The following is a 17,723-nucleotide window of genomic DNA, read 5'->3' as shown; positions in this document are numbered from 1 at the left end:
TGGCCGATTTTCAGTCCTGAAAACGCAATGGGCGTGCTCGGTCGTCGGGATCATCGACAGGACCGTTTTGGCCTCTGCGCCTGCCTGGCGTTCGCCAGCGCCCGGTGTCCGGCTCCGGGCTCCCAACCCTTTGTTTGTCGAGAAGCGCCGTTCTGGGGGCGCCCGGCGGCTGCGTGGATGCAAACAAAAAGGGCGCGGCTCGCGCCACGCCCCTTTCCGATTTTGTGATGTGCGGTCCGCTTAGAGCGTACGCTGCACTGTTTCCACGCGGAAACATTCGATGACGTCGCCAGCGCGGATGTCTTCGTAGTTCTCGAAGGCCATACCACATTCCTGGCCGACCTGAACTTCCTTGACCTCATCCTTGAAGCGCTTGAGCGTCTTGAGCTTGCCTTCGTGGATAACGACGTTGTCGCGCAGCAGGCGCACGCCGGCACCGCGTTCGACGAGGCCTTCGGTGACCTGACAGCCAGCAACCTTGCCGACCTTGGTGATCTGGAAGACTTCCTTGATCGAAGCGTAGCCGATGAAGGTTTCGCGACGTTCCGGCGCCAGAAGGCCGCTCATGGCACCCTTCACATCCTCGATGAGGTTGTAAATGATGTTGTAGTAGCGGATTTCGATGCCGTCACGGCTCGCCAGTTCCTGGGCCTGCTTGTTGGCACGGACGTTGAAGCCCATGACAATCGCATTGGAAGCCGCGGCCAGGGTCACGTCGGACTCGGTGATACCACCAACGCCCGAGTAGAGGATCTGTGCCGACACTTCGTCGGTGGAGAGCTTGTTGAGCGAAGCCACGATGGCTTCGACCGAGCCCTGCACGTCGCCCTTGATGATCAGCGGGAACTTCGAGATCCCGGCGATCTTGAGCTGGTTCATCATCTGCTCGAGGCTGGTCGCACCGCCACCCGCCGTCTTCTCGCGGATGGCGCGCTGACGGTATTCGGTGACTTCACGGGCACGCGCATCGGTCTCGACGACCGAGAAGCGATCGCCTGCACTCGGCACGCCGTTGAAGCCGAGGACTTCCACCGGCACGGACGGGCCGGCTTCCTTGACCTGATCACCCTTGTCGTTGATGAGGGCGCGAACACGGGCAAACTCGGTACCGGCGACGACGATGTCGCCAACCTTGAGCGTACCGCGCTGGACCAGCACCGTTGCCACCGGACCGCGACCGCGATCGAGCTTGGCTTCAATGACCTGACCTTCGGCGCGACCGTCACGAGCAACCTTGAGCTCGAGAACTTCGGCCTGCAGCAGGATGGTTTCGAGCAGCTTGTCGAGGCCCTGACCGGTCTTGGCCGAGAGTTCGACGTCCAGCACGTCACCGCCCATGGATTCCACAAACACTTCGTGCTGCAGCAGCTCGGTGCGAACCTTTATCGGGTCAGCGGCCGGCTTGTCCATCTTGGTGATGGCCACGATGATCGGAACATTAGCCGCCTTGGCGTGCTTGATGGATTCGATCGTCTGCGGCATCACGCTGTCGTCCGACGCCACCACGAGGATGGCGATGTCGGTCGCCTGGGCACCGCGGGCACGCATAGCCGTAAAGGCTTCGTGGCCCGGCGTATCGAGGAAGGTGATCTTGGCACCGTTCTTTTCGACCTGGTAGGCGCCGATGTGCTGGGTGATGCCACCGGCTTCGCCCGAAACGACATTGGCATTGCGGAGCGCGTCGAGCAGCGAGGTCTTGCCGTGGTCGACGTGACCCATGATGGTCACAACCGGCGCACGATCGGTCAGATCCTCGGCCTTGTCGTCCGAAGCGATGTCGAACAGGCCTTCTTCCACGTCCGCGTCCGAAACGCGCTTCACCGTGTGACCGAGTTCGGTCGCGATCAGTTCGGCGGTGTCGGCATCGATCGCGTCGGTGATCTTGACCATCTGGCCCTGCTGCATGAGCATCTTGATCACGGTAACGGACCGTTCGGCCATACGGTTGGCGAGTTCGCCGACCGTGATGATTTCCGGAATGATCACTTCGCGGCTCAGCTTGGGCGCATCCTGCTGGTTGCGGCCCATCTTCTTGTCGCGACGACGCTTCATGGCCGCCAGCGACGGACCGCGATCGCGATCGTTCTCGGTGGTGGCGGTCGAAACCGTCAGGCGACCGCGCGAAGCACCGTTATCGGCCCGACGTGTCGGCCGTTCGGGCTGGGCGCGGCTTGCGCGACGGGCATTTTCCAGTTCCGCTTCGCTGGTCGGACGCACCTGGGGTGCACCGGTACGAACGCGACGGCCATCGGCCTCGCTCGGTGGAGCCGGCGGCACATTGCCGATCGGCGCCATGCCTGCACCAACCGGACGACGCTCGCCAGTGGGGCGGGTGTTGCCGGTGCCGGCAGGCCGCGTGCCGGTCGAACCGGCCGGGCGGGTGTTGGCGGGACGGCCGCCAGCGGGGCGTTCGCCATCGGGCGGACGTGTATTGCTCGGGCGCTCGGCGCGCTGCGGGCGGTTCTGCTGGCCAGGACGGCCGGCAACCACGCGAACGTCGCGCGGACCGGGATTGCGCTGGCTGGCCGGAACGGCGTCTTCACGCGTCTGGCTGGCAGCCGGACGGGCCTCTTCAGCCGGGGCGCTTGCCGGGGCTTCAGATACAGTGTTCTCGGCAGCCCGGCGGGCTTCCTCGGCCTGGCGGCGTTCTTCTTCCTGACGCGCGGCTTCCTCACGGATCTGCCGGCGGCGGTTATCTTCTTCGATGCGGCGTGCCTCGTCGGCAGCAAACCGCTCCTTGTCTTCGGCCATGCGAGCGCCGGCCATGGCCAGCGCCTGACGGCGGGCCTCGGCTTCCGCAGCCGACAGGCCAAGCGGAGCGCGCTGCTGGTTCTGGGCCGGACGGCCCTGGCCCGGACGGCCGCTCGGGCCGCCAGGTGTACCCGGACGTCCGCCTGCCCCGCTCGGAGCATTCGGCTTGGGCACTACGCGAGTGCGCTTTTCAACCACCACTGTCGAGCGCGACGGACCGCGCGACGTGCCGGGGCGATTGCCCAGGCCCGGGCCGCCCTTGAGGCTCAGGGTCTTCTTGGCGCCGGAATCGTCGGAACGCTTGTCGTCGTTATCAGCCATACTTCCTATCGTCTTTCGTCCTGATCCACGGACAAAAGCACGCCATTTACCGCTGTGCGGTCGGCGTCTTGGTCCTGCGGAGGGGCGATGTATCGAGCCAGTCGTCTGGCCTTTTGCACCGCCGATTGGGCTGCCGCCCCGTTCATGAGGGCAGCATGTATCACATTTTCTAGTCCAAGTGCCAAACCCAATTGCGTGCTTGAGAGCAATTCGAAATGGGGCACCTGCGGTCCGGCGACGTCGCCGTCTTTCCGGGCATAATTGAGGGCGCGCAGAGCCCCCAGCATTTTGTTGCGGCCGTCTTCGGCCGCGTCCGTGGCGGTGAGCAGCGCCAGGATCTGGTTTGCTTCGATGCAGGAGCGCACCTTGGTGGCGCCCGTGGTGAACTGTCCGGCCTTGCGGGCCATGCCCAGCGCAGACGCCAGCCTCTGCTCGAGACGCAATTGGGTGAGATCGGCGAGGTCGGCGGGGACCTCGACCTGTTCCTTGAGGCTGCGTGCGAACGCCTTCTTCTTGACCGCTTCGGCGACGCTCGCATGGCTGAGCGTGATCCAGACGCCGCGCCCTTCGGCGCGTGCGTCCGTATCCGGCACGATGCTTCCATCGGGCCCGAGGACAAAGCGGATGAGATCCTCACTCGGCAATTCCTGCCGGGTGAGTGCACACATCCTGGTGATTTCAGCGCGCCGGGTCACGGCAGGCTCCAGGTAGGCGGTCCTCAGACCGCCTCCTCCTCGGTTTGCCCGTCGTCGTCGCCTTCGACTTCCGCCGGTTCTTCCTCGGCTGTGATCCACCCGGCCTTGATACGGGCGTGCATGATCATGTCCTCGGCGTCTTCACGGCTCACGGGGAAGTCCTTGAAGGTCCCCTCATAGCGCTTGGTCTCACCATCCTTGCGTTCGGTCCAGCCAACGAGATCGTCAGCGGCGCAGCCGGCGAAATCTTCCACCGACTTGATATCGTCCTTGCCCAGGGCTGCCAGCATGGCGGCGTTGAGGCCCGGAATTTCGTAAAGGTCTTCCTCGACGCCCAGCGCGATGCGCTCTTCGTCGAACTTGCGCTCGATCTCGGCCAGATATTCGCTGGCGCGGTTCTGGATCTCGCCGGCTGTTTCCTCGTCGAAGCCTTCGATCGTGGCGATTTCGTTCGCCTCGATATAGGCCAGTTCCTCGACCGAGGAGAAGCCTTCGGAAGCCAGGAGCTGGGCAACCATCTCGTCGACGTCGAGAGCCTGCATGAACAGGGTCGAGCGTTCCGTGAATTCCTTGTGGCGGCGTTCGCTTTCTTCCTGCTCGGTCAGGATATCGATATCCCAGCCGATCAGCTGCGAGGCGAGGCGCACGTTCTGGCCGCGACGGCCGATGGCCAGCGACAGCTGCTCATCGGGAACCACGACTTCAATGCGCTCGGCCTGCTCGTCGAGAACCACCTTGGCGACATCGGCCGGCTGCAGCGCCGAAACCACGAGATCGGCAATGGTGTCGGTCCACGGAATGATGTCGATCTTTTCGCCCTGCAGCTCGGCCACGACGGCCTGCACACGGCTACCACGCATACCAACGCAGGCGCCGACCGGGTCGATCGAGCTATCCGAGGAGGTGACGGCGATCTTGGCGCGCGAACCCGGGTCACGGGCGATCGAGCGGATGGTGATGACACCATCGTAGATCTCGGGCACTTCCTGCATGAAGAGCTTCGCCATGAACTGCGGATGGGTGCGCGAGAGGAAAATCTGCGGACCGCGCTGTTCGCGACGCACGTCATAGATATAGGCACGCACGCGGTCGCCGTAGCGGAACATTTCGCGCGGGATCAGCTCGTCGCGGCGCATGATGGCTTCGCCACGGCCCAGATCGACGATCACATTGCCATATTCGACGCGCTTGACGGTGCCGTTGACGATTTCGCCGATGCGGCCGAAATATTCTTCGAACATGCGGTCGCGCTCGGCATCGCGCACCTTCTGCACGATGACCTGCTTGGCCGACTGGGCGGCGATACGGCCGAATTCCATCGGCGGCAGCGGCTCGGTGAGGAAGTCACCGATCTTGGCCTGCGGCGACTTCGTCTGCGCGAGCTTGAGGTCGACCTGGCGGCTGACTTCCTCGACGGTCTCGACGATCTCGAGCAGGCGCCACATGCGGGTTTCGCCGGTGCGCGGGTTGATCTCGACCTTGATTTCGGTCTCGGCGCCATAGCGGCCCTTGGCGGCCTTTTCCATGGCATCCTGCATGGCCTCGATCACGACCATGCGGTCGATCGACTTCTCGCGGGCCACGGCGTCTGCGATCTGCAACAGCTCGAGTCGGTTCGCGCTAACGGCCATTATTTCGTCTCCTCGGAGAGATTGTCGTCGTCGTCATTATCGGCGACGGCATATTCGACCGTCTCGGTCTCGTCGTCGTCGATCGGGTGCAGTTCCTGGTCGGCCCGGGCTGCATCCATAAGCTTGTCGGTCATCACCAGCTTGGCTTCGGCAATATTGACGAACAGCAGGCGATGATCGGGATCGGTGCCACCCGGCGCGTCCGGCAGGGTGATGGTCACGCTGTCCGCGTCGGTCGACTTGATATCGCCGCGGAAACGCTTGCGGCCATTGATCATGTCGGAGAGCTCGATCTTGGCCTCGTGGCCAATAAAGCGCTCATAGTCACGACGGCGCACCAGCGGGCGGTCGATGCCTGGCGAAGACACTTCGAGGTGATATTCGCGGTCGATCGGATCTTCCACGTCGAGCACGGGCGACAGATCATGCGAGAGCTTCTCGCAGTCGGTGATGTTGAAGCGCCCATTGGCGTCTTCAGCCATGATCTGCAGCGTACAGCCGTTCTCCGGCGTGATCTTGATGCGCACAAGGGAATAGCCAAGGTCATTGGCCACCGGCTCGACGATGCGAGAAACGCGCGCCTCGAGCCCGGTTTCCTTGATATAGCGCTTTTCGGTAAGGTCGAAAGCCAAAGCAGGGTCCCGGATAAACAAAAAAGAGCGGGGCCGGTCGGCTCCCACTCAGCAAGAATGCTAGAGATGTTGATGGACATATAGCGCCAATGACGCCAAATCGCAAGTCGGCTGCTCCTCGGCAGTCTTTCTTCTGCCAGACCGGACCTTTTCGCCTTGCTTCACCCCGATCCGCTGCTGCTCATCCCCGGGCTTAATTGTACCGAACGCGCCTTTGTTCCGCTCCTGCCGGCCCTTTGGGAGCAAACCACGGTGACGCTGGTCAATCATCGGCGCGGTGACACCATGGCCGATATCGCCGCCGCCATCCTGGCCCAAGCGCCGCCCCGCTTTGCCCTGCTGGGGTTTTCCATGGGCGGCTATATCGCCTTTGAAATCCTGCGCCAGGCGCCCGCGCGGGTGAGCCGGCTCTGCTGCCTTGCCACCATGGCCCGACCCGACACCGCCGAACAGGCCGACAACCGGGGCCGCGTGATGGCCCTGGCGGCAGGCGGAAAGTTCGACAGTGTCGCCGGTGCCAATTTTCCCAATACCGTCCATCCGGACAATGTTGACGATGTGGCTTTGCGGTCTGCCCACTTGACCATGGCGCGCGACACAGGCGCCCAGACCTATATCGCCCAGCAGCGGGCCATACTCGCCCGCACCGATTCGCGTCCGCTTCTCCCCACGCTCGCCATTCCCACTGCTGTCATCGTCGGCAGCGCCGACCAGGTGACAGGCGTGGATGGGGCGCGCCAGATTGCCGAAGCCGTTCCAGGCGCCAGGCTGACACTCATCGAGGGCGCCGGCCATCTCGTGCCGCTCGAGAAGCCGGCAGAGACGGCGACGGCCATTCTCGACTGGTTGCGCAGCTAGGTCTTATTGCGCCCCAGTCATGCTGTAGACGTCAGGCTTCAGGCCGGTCACGTGGGGGTTCCTCAGCGTCCAAAAGGAAACTGAGTCACCTCATAAGTCCTTGATTACATTTATGAAACTTTAGGTTTCAACATGCCGATTTCAAGAACGGATTGTTCGATAAACCGCACTTGTTGAATTTCCCCTGCGTTCTCATTTGCAGAGTGTTCAAAACGAAAGGAACACTCAAATGGTCAAGAACACAATCATCGCCCTTGTCACTGCCGCTACTCTCGTCGGCGCTGCTTCTCCCGCATTCGCCGCCCAGTCGCTGACCAGTGACTCGTCCTTTGACAACAACACCATCATCTCCCTTCTCAATGACCAGGGCGTGAAGGCCTCGGCTGTCGAAGAATGGGGCGATCTGGTCCGCGCCTATGTCACCCTGGAAGACGGCACCAAGACGATGCAGTTTTTCAGCAATGACACGCTGACCCCTGTCAGCCTCTAATGTGTAGCTGTTTCGGCGCCGCCGTTCCTCCCGGCGGCGTCCGATCCTGCCTGCCACGGATCATAGGGTATTTCTGGAGCTGACCGTTCAGCACCAGAAATGCCCTATTCGTCGTTTTCGGTGTCGAAGGTGAACTGGCCGTGGTGGCTGTCGAAGCGCTGCCGTGCCGTTTCCACCGCCTTGCGGTTCTGCGTGGCAAACTGGCGCCAGCCATCGGCCAGCGCGAGCAGCTCGAGCCCCAGCGCGGTCAGCATATAGTCGACGCGCGGCGGAATGGTGGGATAGGCCCGGCGCGATATGAAGCCGTCCCGTTCGAGATCGCGCAGCGTCGTTGTCAGGGATTTTTGCGAGACGCCGCCCATCGCCCGGCGCAGCTCGCTGAACCGCAAGGTCCCGTCCCGCAATTCGGCGATCACCACCAGCGTCCACTTTCCCGGCCGCACGGCCAGCATGTCATTGCGATGATGGTCGGCGGGAAGCGTCGAGACGGGCACAGGCTTCACTCCAATAAATGGACAGTGCTTCCCGATATGGGGCGGCCGGCGACGAGATAAAGGCCTGGAGCCTCATGAAAGCGGGCCGCCCGTGTCAGGCTGGTCCGCCGCCCGAGTTTAGCGGCGCCTGAAGCCGAAGTAAAAGCTGATCATCCGACCCTCGCGGCGGGCCTTCTGCTCATAGCGCGTCGGCTGCCAGCCCGGATAAGGCTGATGCCAGCTGCCTGGAGCCTCCGGCTCGAAGGCAAATTCGGGCGCCCGCACAATGTGAGCCAGCGTCCAGTCCGCATAATCTTCGATATCGGTCGCAAAATAGAAGGTGCCACCCGGACGGATCACCCGCGCCAGCTCGGCCAGCGTCGTCGGCGACACAAAGCGCCGCTTGTGGTGGCGCGTCTTCGGCCACGGATCGGGATAGAGCAGATAGACGGCATCGAGGCTCGCATCCGGCAGCGCCATCAGGAGCTTGAGCGCGTCGTCGGTAAAGAGCCGCACATTGGTCAGCCCGCGTGCGTCGATGGCCTGCACCATCTTGCCGATGCCGCCGGTATAGACTTCGCAGCCGATAAAGCCGGTGTCGGGCTCTTCTGCCGCCTTGCGCGCCAGATGCTCGCCGCCGCCATAGCCGATTTCGACCACGATGCGCTGTGCGCCGGGGAACACGCTTTTCGGGTCAAGCTTGCCCTCAAGCTTGATCTCCACTTCCGGCAGCGTGGTGTCGACAATGGCCTGCTGGCCGTCATGCAGCTTCTTGCCGGAACGGCGTCCGAAGAAGGCGCGCGGTTCGCCCGAGCGGGTTTTTGGCAGTTCGTGTTCGGTCATTCTCGCTCGCTGCGAAACAAAAAAGGGGCCTCCATCCCGCCTTTTGCGGAAAAGAGGCCCCGGGTCAATGCCGGAAAAGGGTCAGGCGACGGCGGCCTTGAGGGCCTTGACGAGATCGATCTTCTCCCAGGAGAAGGAACCGTCCCGGCCCGGCTTGCGGCCAAAATGGCCATAGGCCGAGGTTTTTGCGTAGATCGGCTTGTTGAGATCGAGATGGCTGCGAATGCCGCGCGGGGTGAGATCCATCACTTCGCCGAGCGCCTTTTCGAGCTTGGCCTCGTCCACCTTGCCGGTGCCGTGCAGGTCGACATAGATCGACAGCGGCTCGGCAACGCCGATGGCATAGGAAAGCTGGATCGTGGCGCGATCGGCCAGACCTGCCGCCACCACATTCTTGGCGAGATAGCGCGCCGCATAGGCCGCCGAACGGTCGACCTTGGTCGGATCCTTGCCCGAGAACGCGCCGCCGCCATGCGGCGCGGCGCCACCATAAGTGTCCACGATGATCTTGCGGCCGGTGAGGCCCGCATCGCCATCCGGCCCACCGACGACAAACTTGCCGGTCGGATTGACGTGCCAGACGGTCTCGTCGGTGATCCAGCCTTCCGGCAGGGCCTGGCGCACATAGGGCTCGACGATTTCGCGGACGTCGGCCGAGGTCAGGTTTTCATCCAGATGCTGGGTCGAGAGCACGATCTGGGTCACGCCGACCGGCTTGCCCTCTTCGTAGCGCACAGTCACCTGGCTCTTGGCATCGGGGCCGAGCTGGCCAGCCGGACCATTATTGGCCTTGCGGGCCTCGGTCAGCGTCTCGAGAATCTTGTGTGCGTAATAGATCGGAGCCGGCAGCAATTCGGGGGTTTCCCGGCTGGCATAGCCGAACATGATGCCCTGGTCGCCAGCGCCCACATCCTTGTTGCCCGCTTCATCGACACCCTGCGCGATATCGGCCGACTGGCCGTGCAGCAGCACGTCGATCTTGCAGCTCTTCCAGTGAAAGCCCGACTGCTCATAGCCAATGGCGCGGATTGCCTTGCGGGCCGCCGACTTGAACTTGGAGGGGTTGACCACCGGCGCGCCGGCGGCGTCGGTCACGATCTGGCCGTCCTTGCCGCGCTTGAGCAGCGTCTCGGGCACCCGCACTTCGCCGGCGATGATGACGCGATTGGTCGTGGCCAGGGTTTCGCAGGCGATACGCACCTGCGCCGGGTCCATGCCGACCTTCTTGGCCTCGCGGAAAATCAGGTCGACGATCTCATCCGAAATCCGGTCGCAGACCTTGTCCGGATGGCCTTCGGAAACAGATTCGGACGTAAAGAGATAGGAAGAGCGCGCCACGCCAGAATTCCTCAGACTGTCAAAAATGGCCTAAAAGGGCCTCATAATGGGGGTTTGTCGCACTCAAGGGGTCTTGGGTCAAGGAGGATATAAAGAAAGCTTGATATGATCTGCGCGCAAGGTTGAGCAATTCTTGCCCGGATACGCCGCCTTCCCATCGCCCCTTTGCTGTGCGAAGGAAGTTTGCGAGCCGAGACCGGGAGTAATTATGACCATCAGACTGCATCGCGGCGATCTGCCAAACCTCAGCAATTATAGCCGCGAGGTCGCGATCGATACCGAAACCATGGGACTCAATCCCCATCGCGACCGGCTGTGCGTCGTCCAGCTCTCGCCCGGCGATGGCAGCGCCGACATCGTCCAGATCCCCAAGGACGTCAACGAAGCCCCCAATCTGGTCAAGCTTCTGTCCGATCCGGGCGTTACCAAGATTTTCCACTACGCGCGCTTTGACGTGGCCGCGCTGCAGAACCGTTTCGGCGTCGTCACCGGCCCGATCTACTGCACCAAGATCGCCTCGCGCCTCGTGCGCACCTACACCGATCGCCACGGATTGAAGGATCTTGTGCGCGAACTGCTCAATGTCGATCTGTCCAAGCAGCAGCAGAGCTCGGACTGGGGCGCCGACAAGCTTACCGATGCCCAGCTCGACTATGCCGCGTCCGACGTTCTCTATCTGCACGACCTCAAGCGCCATCTCGATCGCATGCTCAAGCGCGAGGATCGGATGGAAATCGCCCAATCCTGCTTTGAATTCCTCAAGACGCGCTGTGCACTCGATCTTCTGGGCTGGGACGAAACCGACATCTTCGCCCACAGCTGAACCCTGCGATGACCGCAACCGGCACTTATGACCGCGACACGCTCTATGGCCGTCTCCGCCGCCGCAATCGGCTGGTGGCGGCCCTGCGGCTCGGTGTGCCCCTCCTGGGCGCGGCGACCCTCGTGGGTCTTCTCGCCCAGATCTATCTTTCCAGCCTCGGCAATCGCTATGGCATCGGCCAGATCGTCGTAACCCCGGACGCGATCACCGTCGAAGCGCCCGAATATGCCGGCGTGCTCGAGGATGGCTCGTCCTATCGGGTCACCGCCGATCTCGCCCGCGCCGCCACCACCAATACCGACCTCATTGGCCTCGGAAATGCCAGCATCGTGCTCAATCGTCCCGATGGGGTACAGATGCAGGCCAGCGCCACAAGCGCCGAACTCGATGCCCTGCGCGAAAAAGTCATCGCCGCGGGCATCACCGAGATCGCCGACTCGACCGGCACCACCGGTACCCTCGAAAACGCCGAGTTCGACTGGCCGTCCCAGACCCTTACCACCTCTGGCCCGGTCGTCATCGATTATGCCGATGGCACCGCCATCCGTGCCGAAACCCTGGTCTTTGATGCCGATGCCCGCATCTGGACATTCGCCCGCGCGATTGTCACCCTGCCCGCCACCCCTGGAGAGGAAATGCCATGATGCGGACTGTTCTGCTCGCTCTTGCCCTGCTCGCCTGCGCCGCGCCCGCCTTCGCCCAGCAGCAGGTGGAAATCTCCGCCGATCTCTTCACCGTCGCCGAGGATAGCCGCGAGGCGGTCTTCACCGGCTCAGTCGTCGTCACCCATCCCAGCGTCACCGTCTGGGCGCCAAAAGTCGTCGCCACCTATGGCGAGGGCGGCACCAGCGATATCCGCTCCTTTGAAGCCACCGGCGCCGTACGCCTGAAAACCTCGGACCAGGAAGCGACCGGCGAGCGCGCCGTCTTTACCCCGGGCTCCCAGACCCTCCGCCTCACCGGCAATGTCGAGGTGGTCAACACCAGCGGCCGCATCAAGGCGGGCGAGCTGGTGGTCAATCTGGGCACCGGCGTCTCCACCTTCACCGCCGCCTCTGGCGGCCGGGTCACCGGGGTATTCACCGCGCAATGACCGAAGAGACCACTTCCCGCCCGCGTCTTGATCCACGCGGCTGGCTCGTCGCCCATGGCCTCGCCAAACGCTATGGCAAGCGCGAAGTGGTGCGCGAAGTTTCCCTCGCGGTCCGCCGTGGCGAGGCGGTGGGCCTGCTTGGCCCAAATGGCGCGGGCAAGACGACCGTCTTCACCATGATCATGGGTCTGGTCCGCCCCGACGCCGGCCAGATCCAGCTCGATGGCAATGACATCACGCGCCTGCCCCTCTTCCAGCGCGGCCAGCTCGGCATCGGCTATCTGCCCCAGGAACCGTCGATTTTCCGCGGCATGAGTGTCTCCGACAATATTCTTGCCATTCTCGAGAACACGGTACGCAACAAGGCCGAGCGCAAGCAGCGCCTGAAATCCCTGCTCGAAGAATTCTCCATCTCCCATCTGGCCAAATCCAACGCCCTCGCCCTCTCCGGTGGCGAGCGCCGCCGCGTCGAGATTGCCCGGGCTCTGGCCGCCGATCCTCTTTTCATGTTGCTCGACGAACCCTTTGCCGGTGTCGATCCCATCGCCGTCGCCGAAGTGAAAGGCCTCGTCCGCCAGCTCACCCAGCGCGGCATTGGTGTCCTCATCACCGACCACGCCGTCCGCGAAACCCTCGGCCTCGTCGATCGCGCCTATGTCATCCACGGCGGCAAGGTGATGATCCAGGGCAAGCCCGAAACCATTTCCAACAACCCCGACGCCCGCCGCGTCTACCTCGGCGAAAATTTCGAATTTTAGCATTTAGGTGTGTGCCTCACCCACCGGCCCCTCCCTCCCCTCGTGGGGAGGGTGGCAGAGCTAGGCCGTTAGGCCCTAGTGGCGCTGGGTGGGGGGCGAGAGCCACCGACCTAAGAGTGCTCCCTCCCTAAGATCCTGCCGCTCCCACAAAACCCATCTTTCCCCAACTGGCACGATACTTGCTCCAACCCTTGCCCTCTGCGCCGAATTGCGCCATCTTGCGCGCGAAAATTGCCGAAATCTTTGGCAGTGCGTCTGATGCAAGGGGTTGAAACACATGGCGCTTTCGCCGCGGCTCGAATTCCGCCAGGCGCAGAGCCTCACCCTGACGCCGCAATTGATGCAGTCAATAAAGCTGCTGCAGTTGAGCCATCTCGAACTCAGCACGTTCATCGACGAAGAATTGCTCCGCAATCCCCTGCTCGAACGCGAGGATGGGGGCAGCGAAGCCGCCGAACCCGCTCCCGTCGTTGAAACCGCTGAAATCGGCGACGCCTATGACGGCATCGTCGCCCAGGGCAGCGAGCAGATCCCGGACGCCGGCGAGATTGCCGGTGGGCTCGATACTGCGGTGGAAAATGTCTTCCCGGATGAAAGCTCCCAGGACCTCGGCCAGTCGTCCGGTCCGGATCGAAATGGCAGTTTCGAGGGCAGTGAAGCGCCCGATCTCGATCAGTTTATTGCCAGCCGTCCGCGCCTCTCCGATCATCTCGAAACCCAGGCCCAGATGATCCTGCGCACCCAGTCCGATCGCCTGATTGCGCTGCATCTGATCAATGGGCTCAACGAGGCCGGCTATCTCGCCGTCGAACTCACCGATATTGCCGAACTGCTCGGCGCCGAGCTGGCCGATGTGGAAGCCGTTCTCGGCGCCCTGCGGGGGTGCGATCCCGTCGGCGTCTTTGCCCGCACTGTTTCCGAATGCCTCGGCATGCAGCTGGCCGAGCGCGACCGGCTCGATCCGATAATGCAGCGCCTGCTCGACAATCTCGACCTTCTGGCCGCCCACAACATGGCCGGCCTGCTCAAGGCCGTCGGCTGCGACCGCGAAGACCTGATGGACATGCTGGCCGAACTGCGGCGGCTCGATCCCCGTCCCGGCCTCGCCTTCGAGAGCGATCCCGTTGAAACCATTGTCCCCGATGTTTTCGTGCGCACCGGTCCCGATGGCAGCTGGCAGATCGAACTCAATTCAGATGTCCTGCCGCGCGTTCTGCTCAATCGCAGCTATTACGCCACGGTCAGCAAGAAGACCCGTGGCGCGGAAAAGACTTTTCTTTCCGATTGTCTTGCCACTGCCAATTGGCTTACCAAGAGCCTCGACCAGCGTGCCCAGACCATCACCAAGGTCGCCGCCGAGATTGTGCGCCAGCAGGATGGTTTCCTCACACACGGCGTCGCCCATTTGAAGCCGATGACGCTTAAAATGGTGGCCGAGGAAATCGAGATGCACGAATCCACCGTCAGCCGCGTCACCGCCAATAAATACATGGCCACGCCGCGCGGCCTTTATGAAATGAAGTATTTCTTCACCACGGCCATCTCCTCGAGCGACGGCGGTGGCGATCATTCGGCTGAGGCGGTGCGCCATCGCATCAAGCAGCTGATCGACGCCGAATCGATCAAGGACATCCTCTCCGACGACACGATTGCCGAGATCCTGCGCAAGGAGCAGGGCATCGATGTCGCGCGCCGCACCGTGGCAAAATACCGTGAGGGCATGAATATCCCCTCATCGGTCATTCGGCGGCGCCAGAAAAAGAGCCTCGAAGCCCTCGCTTGAGCTTGGCAAGCCCTTTTCAGGAAACGATTTTTCACGCTCCCTCCGGAAACCACCGCGCGCGTCCGGCGTTGCCTTTCCGACGCGACCTGCGCCGGGGGACACCCTGTCCCTTTGCGCATTGCCCCCGGAGCGGGGTGGGGCTAGCATCACCTCTACCGGTTCCACATATGTATGGAGCTGGCAGGCGTGATCCCGAAACACCGGGAACGGCTTTCGGGACCCAATCGCGTCGCCAAACGACCGAAAGGAAGAACAAGCCATGACGTTGCGCGTTTCGGGAAAGAATATGGATGTCGGTGATGCCCTGCGTGGGAAAGCGCAGGACCACCTCGATGGTGTTGTCGGAAAGTATTTTTCCGGTGGCTATGACGGGCATCTGACCCTCTCCCCTGATGGGATCGGTTTCCGGGCCGATTGTGTTGTCCATCTCGATTCTGGCACCACCCTTCAGGCCAGTGCGCTGGGCGGCGACGCCACCAGCGCCTATGAAGTCATGGCGGTCAACATCGAGAAACGCCTGCGCCGCTACAACCGCCGGCTCAAGCAGCACCCGCGCGGCGCCAACGGCAATGGCGACGGCATTCCGGCCCAATATACCGTTTTCGGCTCGAGTGATGACCTCGATGAGCTCGACGAGGACTACGCCCCGCCGGTCATCGCCGAGACCACGAAAAACCTGCGTTCCCTAAGCGTTGAGGAGGCTGTCATGGAGCTCGATCTGACCGGTAGCCAGGTTGTGATCTTCCGTCACGCTGGACATGGCGGGCTGAATGTGGTCTACCGCCGCTCCGACGGCAATATTGGCTGGATTGACCCCGCCCTCGGCGCCAATTGAGCGATCCGGTCGCCGCACTCTAGATCAATAGAGATCAAGGCAAGATTAATGGAATTGTCCGATATCCTGGCAAAGCACGCCGTGCTGACTTGCACGGGCATGACTTCAAAGCGCCAGCTCTTCGAACTGCTTGCTGACAAGTCGGCAGAATTGACCGGTCTTGATCGGACAGACATCCTTGCGGCCATCGTTGGCCGCGAGGAACTTGGCTCGACTGGTCTGGGCAATGGTATTGCTATCCCTCATGGCAAGCTCGCTGGCCTCAAGGGTGTCGTTGCCGTGTTTGCCCGACTGGACCACCCGATCGATTTCGACGCTGTCGACGATCAGGCAGTCGATCTGGTGATGATGCTGCTGGCGCCGGTCGGCGCCGGTGCAGACCATCTCAAGGCCCTTTCCAGCGTTGCGCGCATGCTGCGCACCGAGGACATCATCGATCAGCTGCGCCACGAGACGGAAGCAGAACGGCTTTACGCCATTCTCTCCCAGCCGCTCGAAGGCAATTACGCCGCCTGATCCTGCGATGGCCCCAGAAACGTGAAAAAGCCCCGCGGCCATGCCCCGGGGCTTTCGTGTTTCTTTCGCTCGGCAATCCTGCCGGGTCGTGTTCAGTGCAGCGTTGCCAGCCCGAGGCTCTTGTCGCCCAGCCATTCGCTGACGGCATCGGCGGTGTCAGCCACCATCAGCGGCGTGCCGTCGGCGGACATGACCAGCTGGTATTCCTCGGTTTCGTTGAACTCGGCGTCGCTGATCATGGTCGAGAGAACCAGGCCCGAGACCGGCTTGACATAGGCGACGGCGCTGCCGCCAAGGGCCGCGAACTGGGCCGGGGTCAGAAGCTTGAGCGGATGCACATTCTCAGCTGTGTTGTCGGAACTGCGTCTATCCATCATCGTCTTGGCCCTTTCCTGAATTTGTTGTTGGGCTCGCCGCCGGGGCCACCGGCAAAATCGAAACTAAAGCGAGCGTATCTCTATGCGGCGGGCGGTCTTGGGCGCCTGGGGGCGCTCAAGGGTAATAACGAGCATCCCATGGCCTAAAGTTGCATCCTTCACGATCATTCCATCGGCCAGCAGAAAACTGCGCTGGAATTGTCGGGCTGCAATGCCACGGTGCAGGAACTGGCGTCCCGGCTCATCCTTCTGCTTTCCCCGGACGGTGATCTGGTTGTCCTCATGGACAATTTCGAGCTCTGCCTGGGCAAATCCGGCTACGGCTATGGAGATCAGGAACTGCTCTGCGCCATCCGCACCCGGACTGCGCTCGATATTATAGGGCGGATAGCCATCCGCGGACCGGGCCAACCGGTCGATCCGCTCTTCGAAGCTGTCAAACCCGAGCAGGAAAGGTGCCGAAAACACCGATATTCGCGACATAAAGCCGTCCTTGTCTATCCAAGCAACGTCCGCAGTCACCGACCCGATTGCAGTGGCACCGGTGACCTGCCACAGATATGGGACAGCCCACCGTCTGGTTCAAGTCATCCGAACCTTTTGCCCCACAATGGATTTGCCGCCCATGAGCACCACAATCGCCATCGTCACCCCGGCCTACAAGGCCAAGGATACGCTTCCGGCGACGGTCGCGAGCGTGCTTGCCCAGACCCATTCAGACTGGCAGCACTGGATCATTGCCGACGACGGCGACGACTATGAAAAATTTCTCGCTGAAGCGGGCCTCGCTGATCCCCGTCAGCGCTTCTTGACCAGCGGCGGCGTCGGTCGCGGCGCCTCCGTCACCCGCAATGTCGCCCTCGAAGCGCTCGGCACGCCATTTGCCGCCATTCTCGACGCCGACGACCGGATGAAGCCCCAAAAGCTTGCCCTGGCGCTGGCGGGTCTGGCCGACCATGCCATCGTTTCGAGCGCGCTCGATGTCATGACCACCGATTTTGTCCATCTCCGCCATGTCGGCGACGGCCCCGATCGCGTCCTCACCCCAGGCGAGCACAAGTGGGTGAACCTTTCCATGGATGCGCAGGTGGTCTGGGATCGCCGCCGCTGCGACGGCCGGTTCGATGCCACCATGAGCAACATGACCGACCTCGAATTCCTGCTCCAGCTTTACCGCACCGCCCCCGCCTCGCTGCATCTGGGCACGCCGCTCCATGACTACATCAAGCGCGAGGGCTCGATGAGCAACAAGACCGACGTCACCTCCGGCATGATTGCCTCCAAGCACGAGATCCTGGCCCGCCTTGAGGCCGGCCATTACGGGCTCGGCGCCGAGGACGTCGACGGCCTTGCCGGTTTTCTCAGGATTTCCCTTGAGGCAGAGGCCCTCTATGGCGCCGCCCTCGCCGCACAGCCGGGCCTGCTTTTTGAGGACCATATCGAGCCAATGCTGGCCACTGCCCGCCCGCAATAAAAAAGGGCGACCCGAAGGCCGCCCTGTTGTTC

Annotated in this window: 19 protein-coding genes; 10 read left to right on the top strand and 9 right to left on the bottom strand. The window is 62.5% G+C overall.

Annotated elements, in window-relative coordinates:
- Positions 1 to 240 precede the first annotated feature (240 nt).
- The 4 genes from infB to rimP are packed head-to-tail and all read right to left on the bottom strand — an operon-like array spanning position 241 to position 6,030.
- Complete coding sequence (gene infB, locus NYQ88_RS00340) at positions 241 to 3,072, bottom strand: translation initiation factor IF-2 (protein WP_275653013.1); 2,832 nt, start codon at positions 3,070 to 3,072, stop codon at positions 241 to 243.
- A gap of 5 nt (positions 3,073 to 3,077) precedes the next feature.
- A complete protein-coding gene (locus tag NYQ88_RS00335) occupies positions 3,078 to 3,767 on the bottom strand; it encodes an RNA-binding protein (protein WP_275653012.1) in 690 nt (229 codons plus the stop codon).
- A 23-nt stretch (positions 3,768 to 3,790) separates the two neighbouring features.
- Complete coding sequence (gene nusA / locus NYQ88_RS00330; RefSeq protein ID WP_275653011.1) at positions 3,791 to 5,398, bottom strand: transcription termination factor NusA; 1,608 nt, start codon at positions 5,396 to 5,398, stop codon at positions 3,791 to 3,793.
- Entirely contained in the window at positions 5,398 to 6,030 is a 633-nt protein-coding gene (rimP, locus tag NYQ88_RS00325) for a ribosome maturation factor RimP (protein WP_275653010.1), read from the bottom strand. Before rimP ends, nusA begins: the two co-directional genes overlap by 1 nt.
- A gap of 156 nt (positions 6,031 to 6,186) precedes the next feature.
- Here rimP and NYQ88_RS00320 point away from each other — a divergent pair, with 156 nt between their 5' ends.
- Positions 6,187 to 6,888: an alpha/beta hydrolase gene (locus NYQ88_RS00320; RefSeq protein WP_275653009.1), complete on the top strand. Its 702-nt coding sequence runs from the start codon at positions 6,187 to 6,189 to the stop codon at positions 6,886 to 6,888.
- 229 nt (positions 6,889 to 7,117) lie between these two features.
- Complete coding sequence (locus tag NYQ88_RS00315; protein ID WP_275653008.1) at positions 7,118 to 7,378, top strand: hypothetical protein; 261 nt, start codon at positions 7,118 to 7,120, stop codon at positions 7,376 to 7,378.
- A gap of 104 nt (positions 7,379 to 7,482) precedes the next feature.
- On the opposite strand, the gene NYQ88_RS00310 is transcribed toward NYQ88_RS00315, so the two are convergent.
- The 3 genes from NYQ88_RS00310 to metK form a co-directional block, all read right to left on the bottom strand.
- Positions 7,483 to 7,830, bottom strand: a complete 348-nt coding sequence (locus tag NYQ88_RS00310; RefSeq protein WP_275654973.1) for a helix-turn-helix domain-containing protein — start codon at positions 7,828 to 7,830, stop codon at positions 7,483 to 7,485.
- A 159-nt stretch (positions 7,831 to 7,989) separates the two neighbouring features.
- A complete protein-coding gene (trmB, locus tag NYQ88_RS00305; protein WP_275653007.1) occupies positions 7,990 to 8,694 on the bottom strand; it encodes a tRNA (guanosine(46)-N7)-methyltransferase TrmB in 705 nt (234 codons plus the stop codon).
- Between the two features lie 81 nt (positions 8,695 to 8,775).
- Positions 8,776 to 10,032 carry a methionine adenosyltransferase gene (metK, locus tag NYQ88_RS00300; protein ID WP_275653006.1) on the bottom strand — a complete coding sequence of 419 codons (1,257 nt, stop codon included), beginning with the start codon at positions 10,030 to 10,032 and terminating at the stop codon, positions 8,776 to 8,778.
- A 208-nt stretch (positions 10,033 to 10,240) separates the two neighbouring features.
- Here metK and NYQ88_RS00295 point away from each other — a divergent pair, with 208 nt between their 5' ends.
- From NYQ88_RS00295 to ptsN, 7 genes are all read left to right on the top strand, one after another.
- Positions 10,241 to 10,855 carry a ribonuclease D gene (locus NYQ88_RS00295; protein WP_275653005.1) on the top strand — a complete coding sequence of 205 codons (615 nt, stop codon included), beginning with the start codon at positions 10,241 to 10,243 and terminating at the stop codon, positions 10,853 to 10,855.
- Between the two features lie 8 nt (positions 10,856 to 10,863).
- On the top strand, positions 10,864 to 11,499 hold the full coding sequence (locus tag NYQ88_RS00290) for a hypothetical protein (RefSeq protein WP_275653004.1): 636 nt from the start codon (positions 10,864 to 10,866) through the stop codon (positions 11,497 to 11,499).
- Positions 11,496 to 11,948: an LptA/OstA family protein gene (locus NYQ88_RS00285; protein ID WP_275653003.1), complete on the top strand. Its 453-nt coding sequence runs from the start codon at positions 11,496 to 11,498 to the stop codon at positions 11,946 to 11,948. The genes NYQ88_RS00290 and NYQ88_RS00285 overlap by 4 nt, the downstream gene beginning before the upstream one ends.
- A complete protein-coding gene (lptB, locus tag NYQ88_RS00280) occupies positions 11,945 to 12,706 on the top strand; it encodes an LPS export ABC transporter ATP-binding protein (protein ID WP_275653002.1) in 762 nt (253 codons plus the stop codon). Before NYQ88_RS00285 ends, lptB begins: the two co-directional genes overlap by 4 nt.
- Positions 12,707 to 12,983: 277 nt before the next feature.
- Positions 12,984 to 14,489, top strand: a complete 1,506-nt coding sequence (gene rpoN / locus NYQ88_RS00275; protein WP_275653001.1) for an RNA polymerase factor sigma-54 — start codon at positions 12,984 to 12,986, stop codon at positions 14,487 to 14,489.
- A 259-nt stretch (positions 14,490 to 14,748) separates the two neighbouring features.
- Entirely contained in the window at positions 14,749 to 15,324 is a 576-nt protein-coding gene (locus NYQ88_RS00270; protein ID WP_275653000.1) for an HPF/RaiA family ribosome-associated protein, read from the top strand.
- A gap of 48 nt (positions 15,325 to 15,372) precedes the next feature.
- Positions 15,373 to 15,840: a PTS IIA-like nitrogen regulatory protein PtsN gene (gene ptsN, locus NYQ88_RS00265; RefSeq protein ID WP_275652999.1), complete on the top strand. Its 468-nt coding sequence runs from the start codon at positions 15,373 to 15,375 to the stop codon at positions 15,838 to 15,840.
- Between the two features lie 92 nt (positions 15,841 to 15,932).
- Here ptsN and NYQ88_RS00260 read toward each other — a convergent pair whose 3' ends face one another.
- Positions 15,933 to 16,217, bottom strand: coding sequence for a DUF1150 family protein (locus NYQ88_RS00260; RefSeq protein WP_275652998.1), 285 nt, complete (start codon positions 16,215 to 16,217; stop codon positions 15,933 to 15,935).
- Between the two features lie 63 nt (positions 16,218 to 16,280).
- On the bottom strand, positions 16,281 to 16,700 hold the full coding sequence (locus NYQ88_RS00255; RefSeq protein WP_275652997.1) for an Hsp20 family protein: 420 nt from the start codon (positions 16,698 to 16,700) through the stop codon (positions 16,281 to 16,283).
- 142 nt (positions 16,701 to 16,842) lie between these two features.
- Between NYQ88_RS00255 and NYQ88_RS00250 the strand changes: the two genes are divergently transcribed.
- Complete coding sequence (locus NYQ88_RS00250; protein WP_275652996.1) at positions 16,843 to 17,691, top strand: glycosyltransferase family A protein; 849 nt, start codon at positions 16,843 to 16,845, stop codon at positions 17,689 to 17,691.
- Positions 17,692 to 17,723: the final 32 nt, after the last annotated feature.

It is taken from the genome of Devosia sp. SD17-2 (assembly GCF_029201565.1).
Classification (GTDB): domain Bacteria; phylum Pseudomonadota; class Alphaproteobacteria; order Rhizobiales; family Devosiaceae; genus Devosia.
This window is presented reverse-complemented; position numbering and strand designations above follow the sequence as displayed.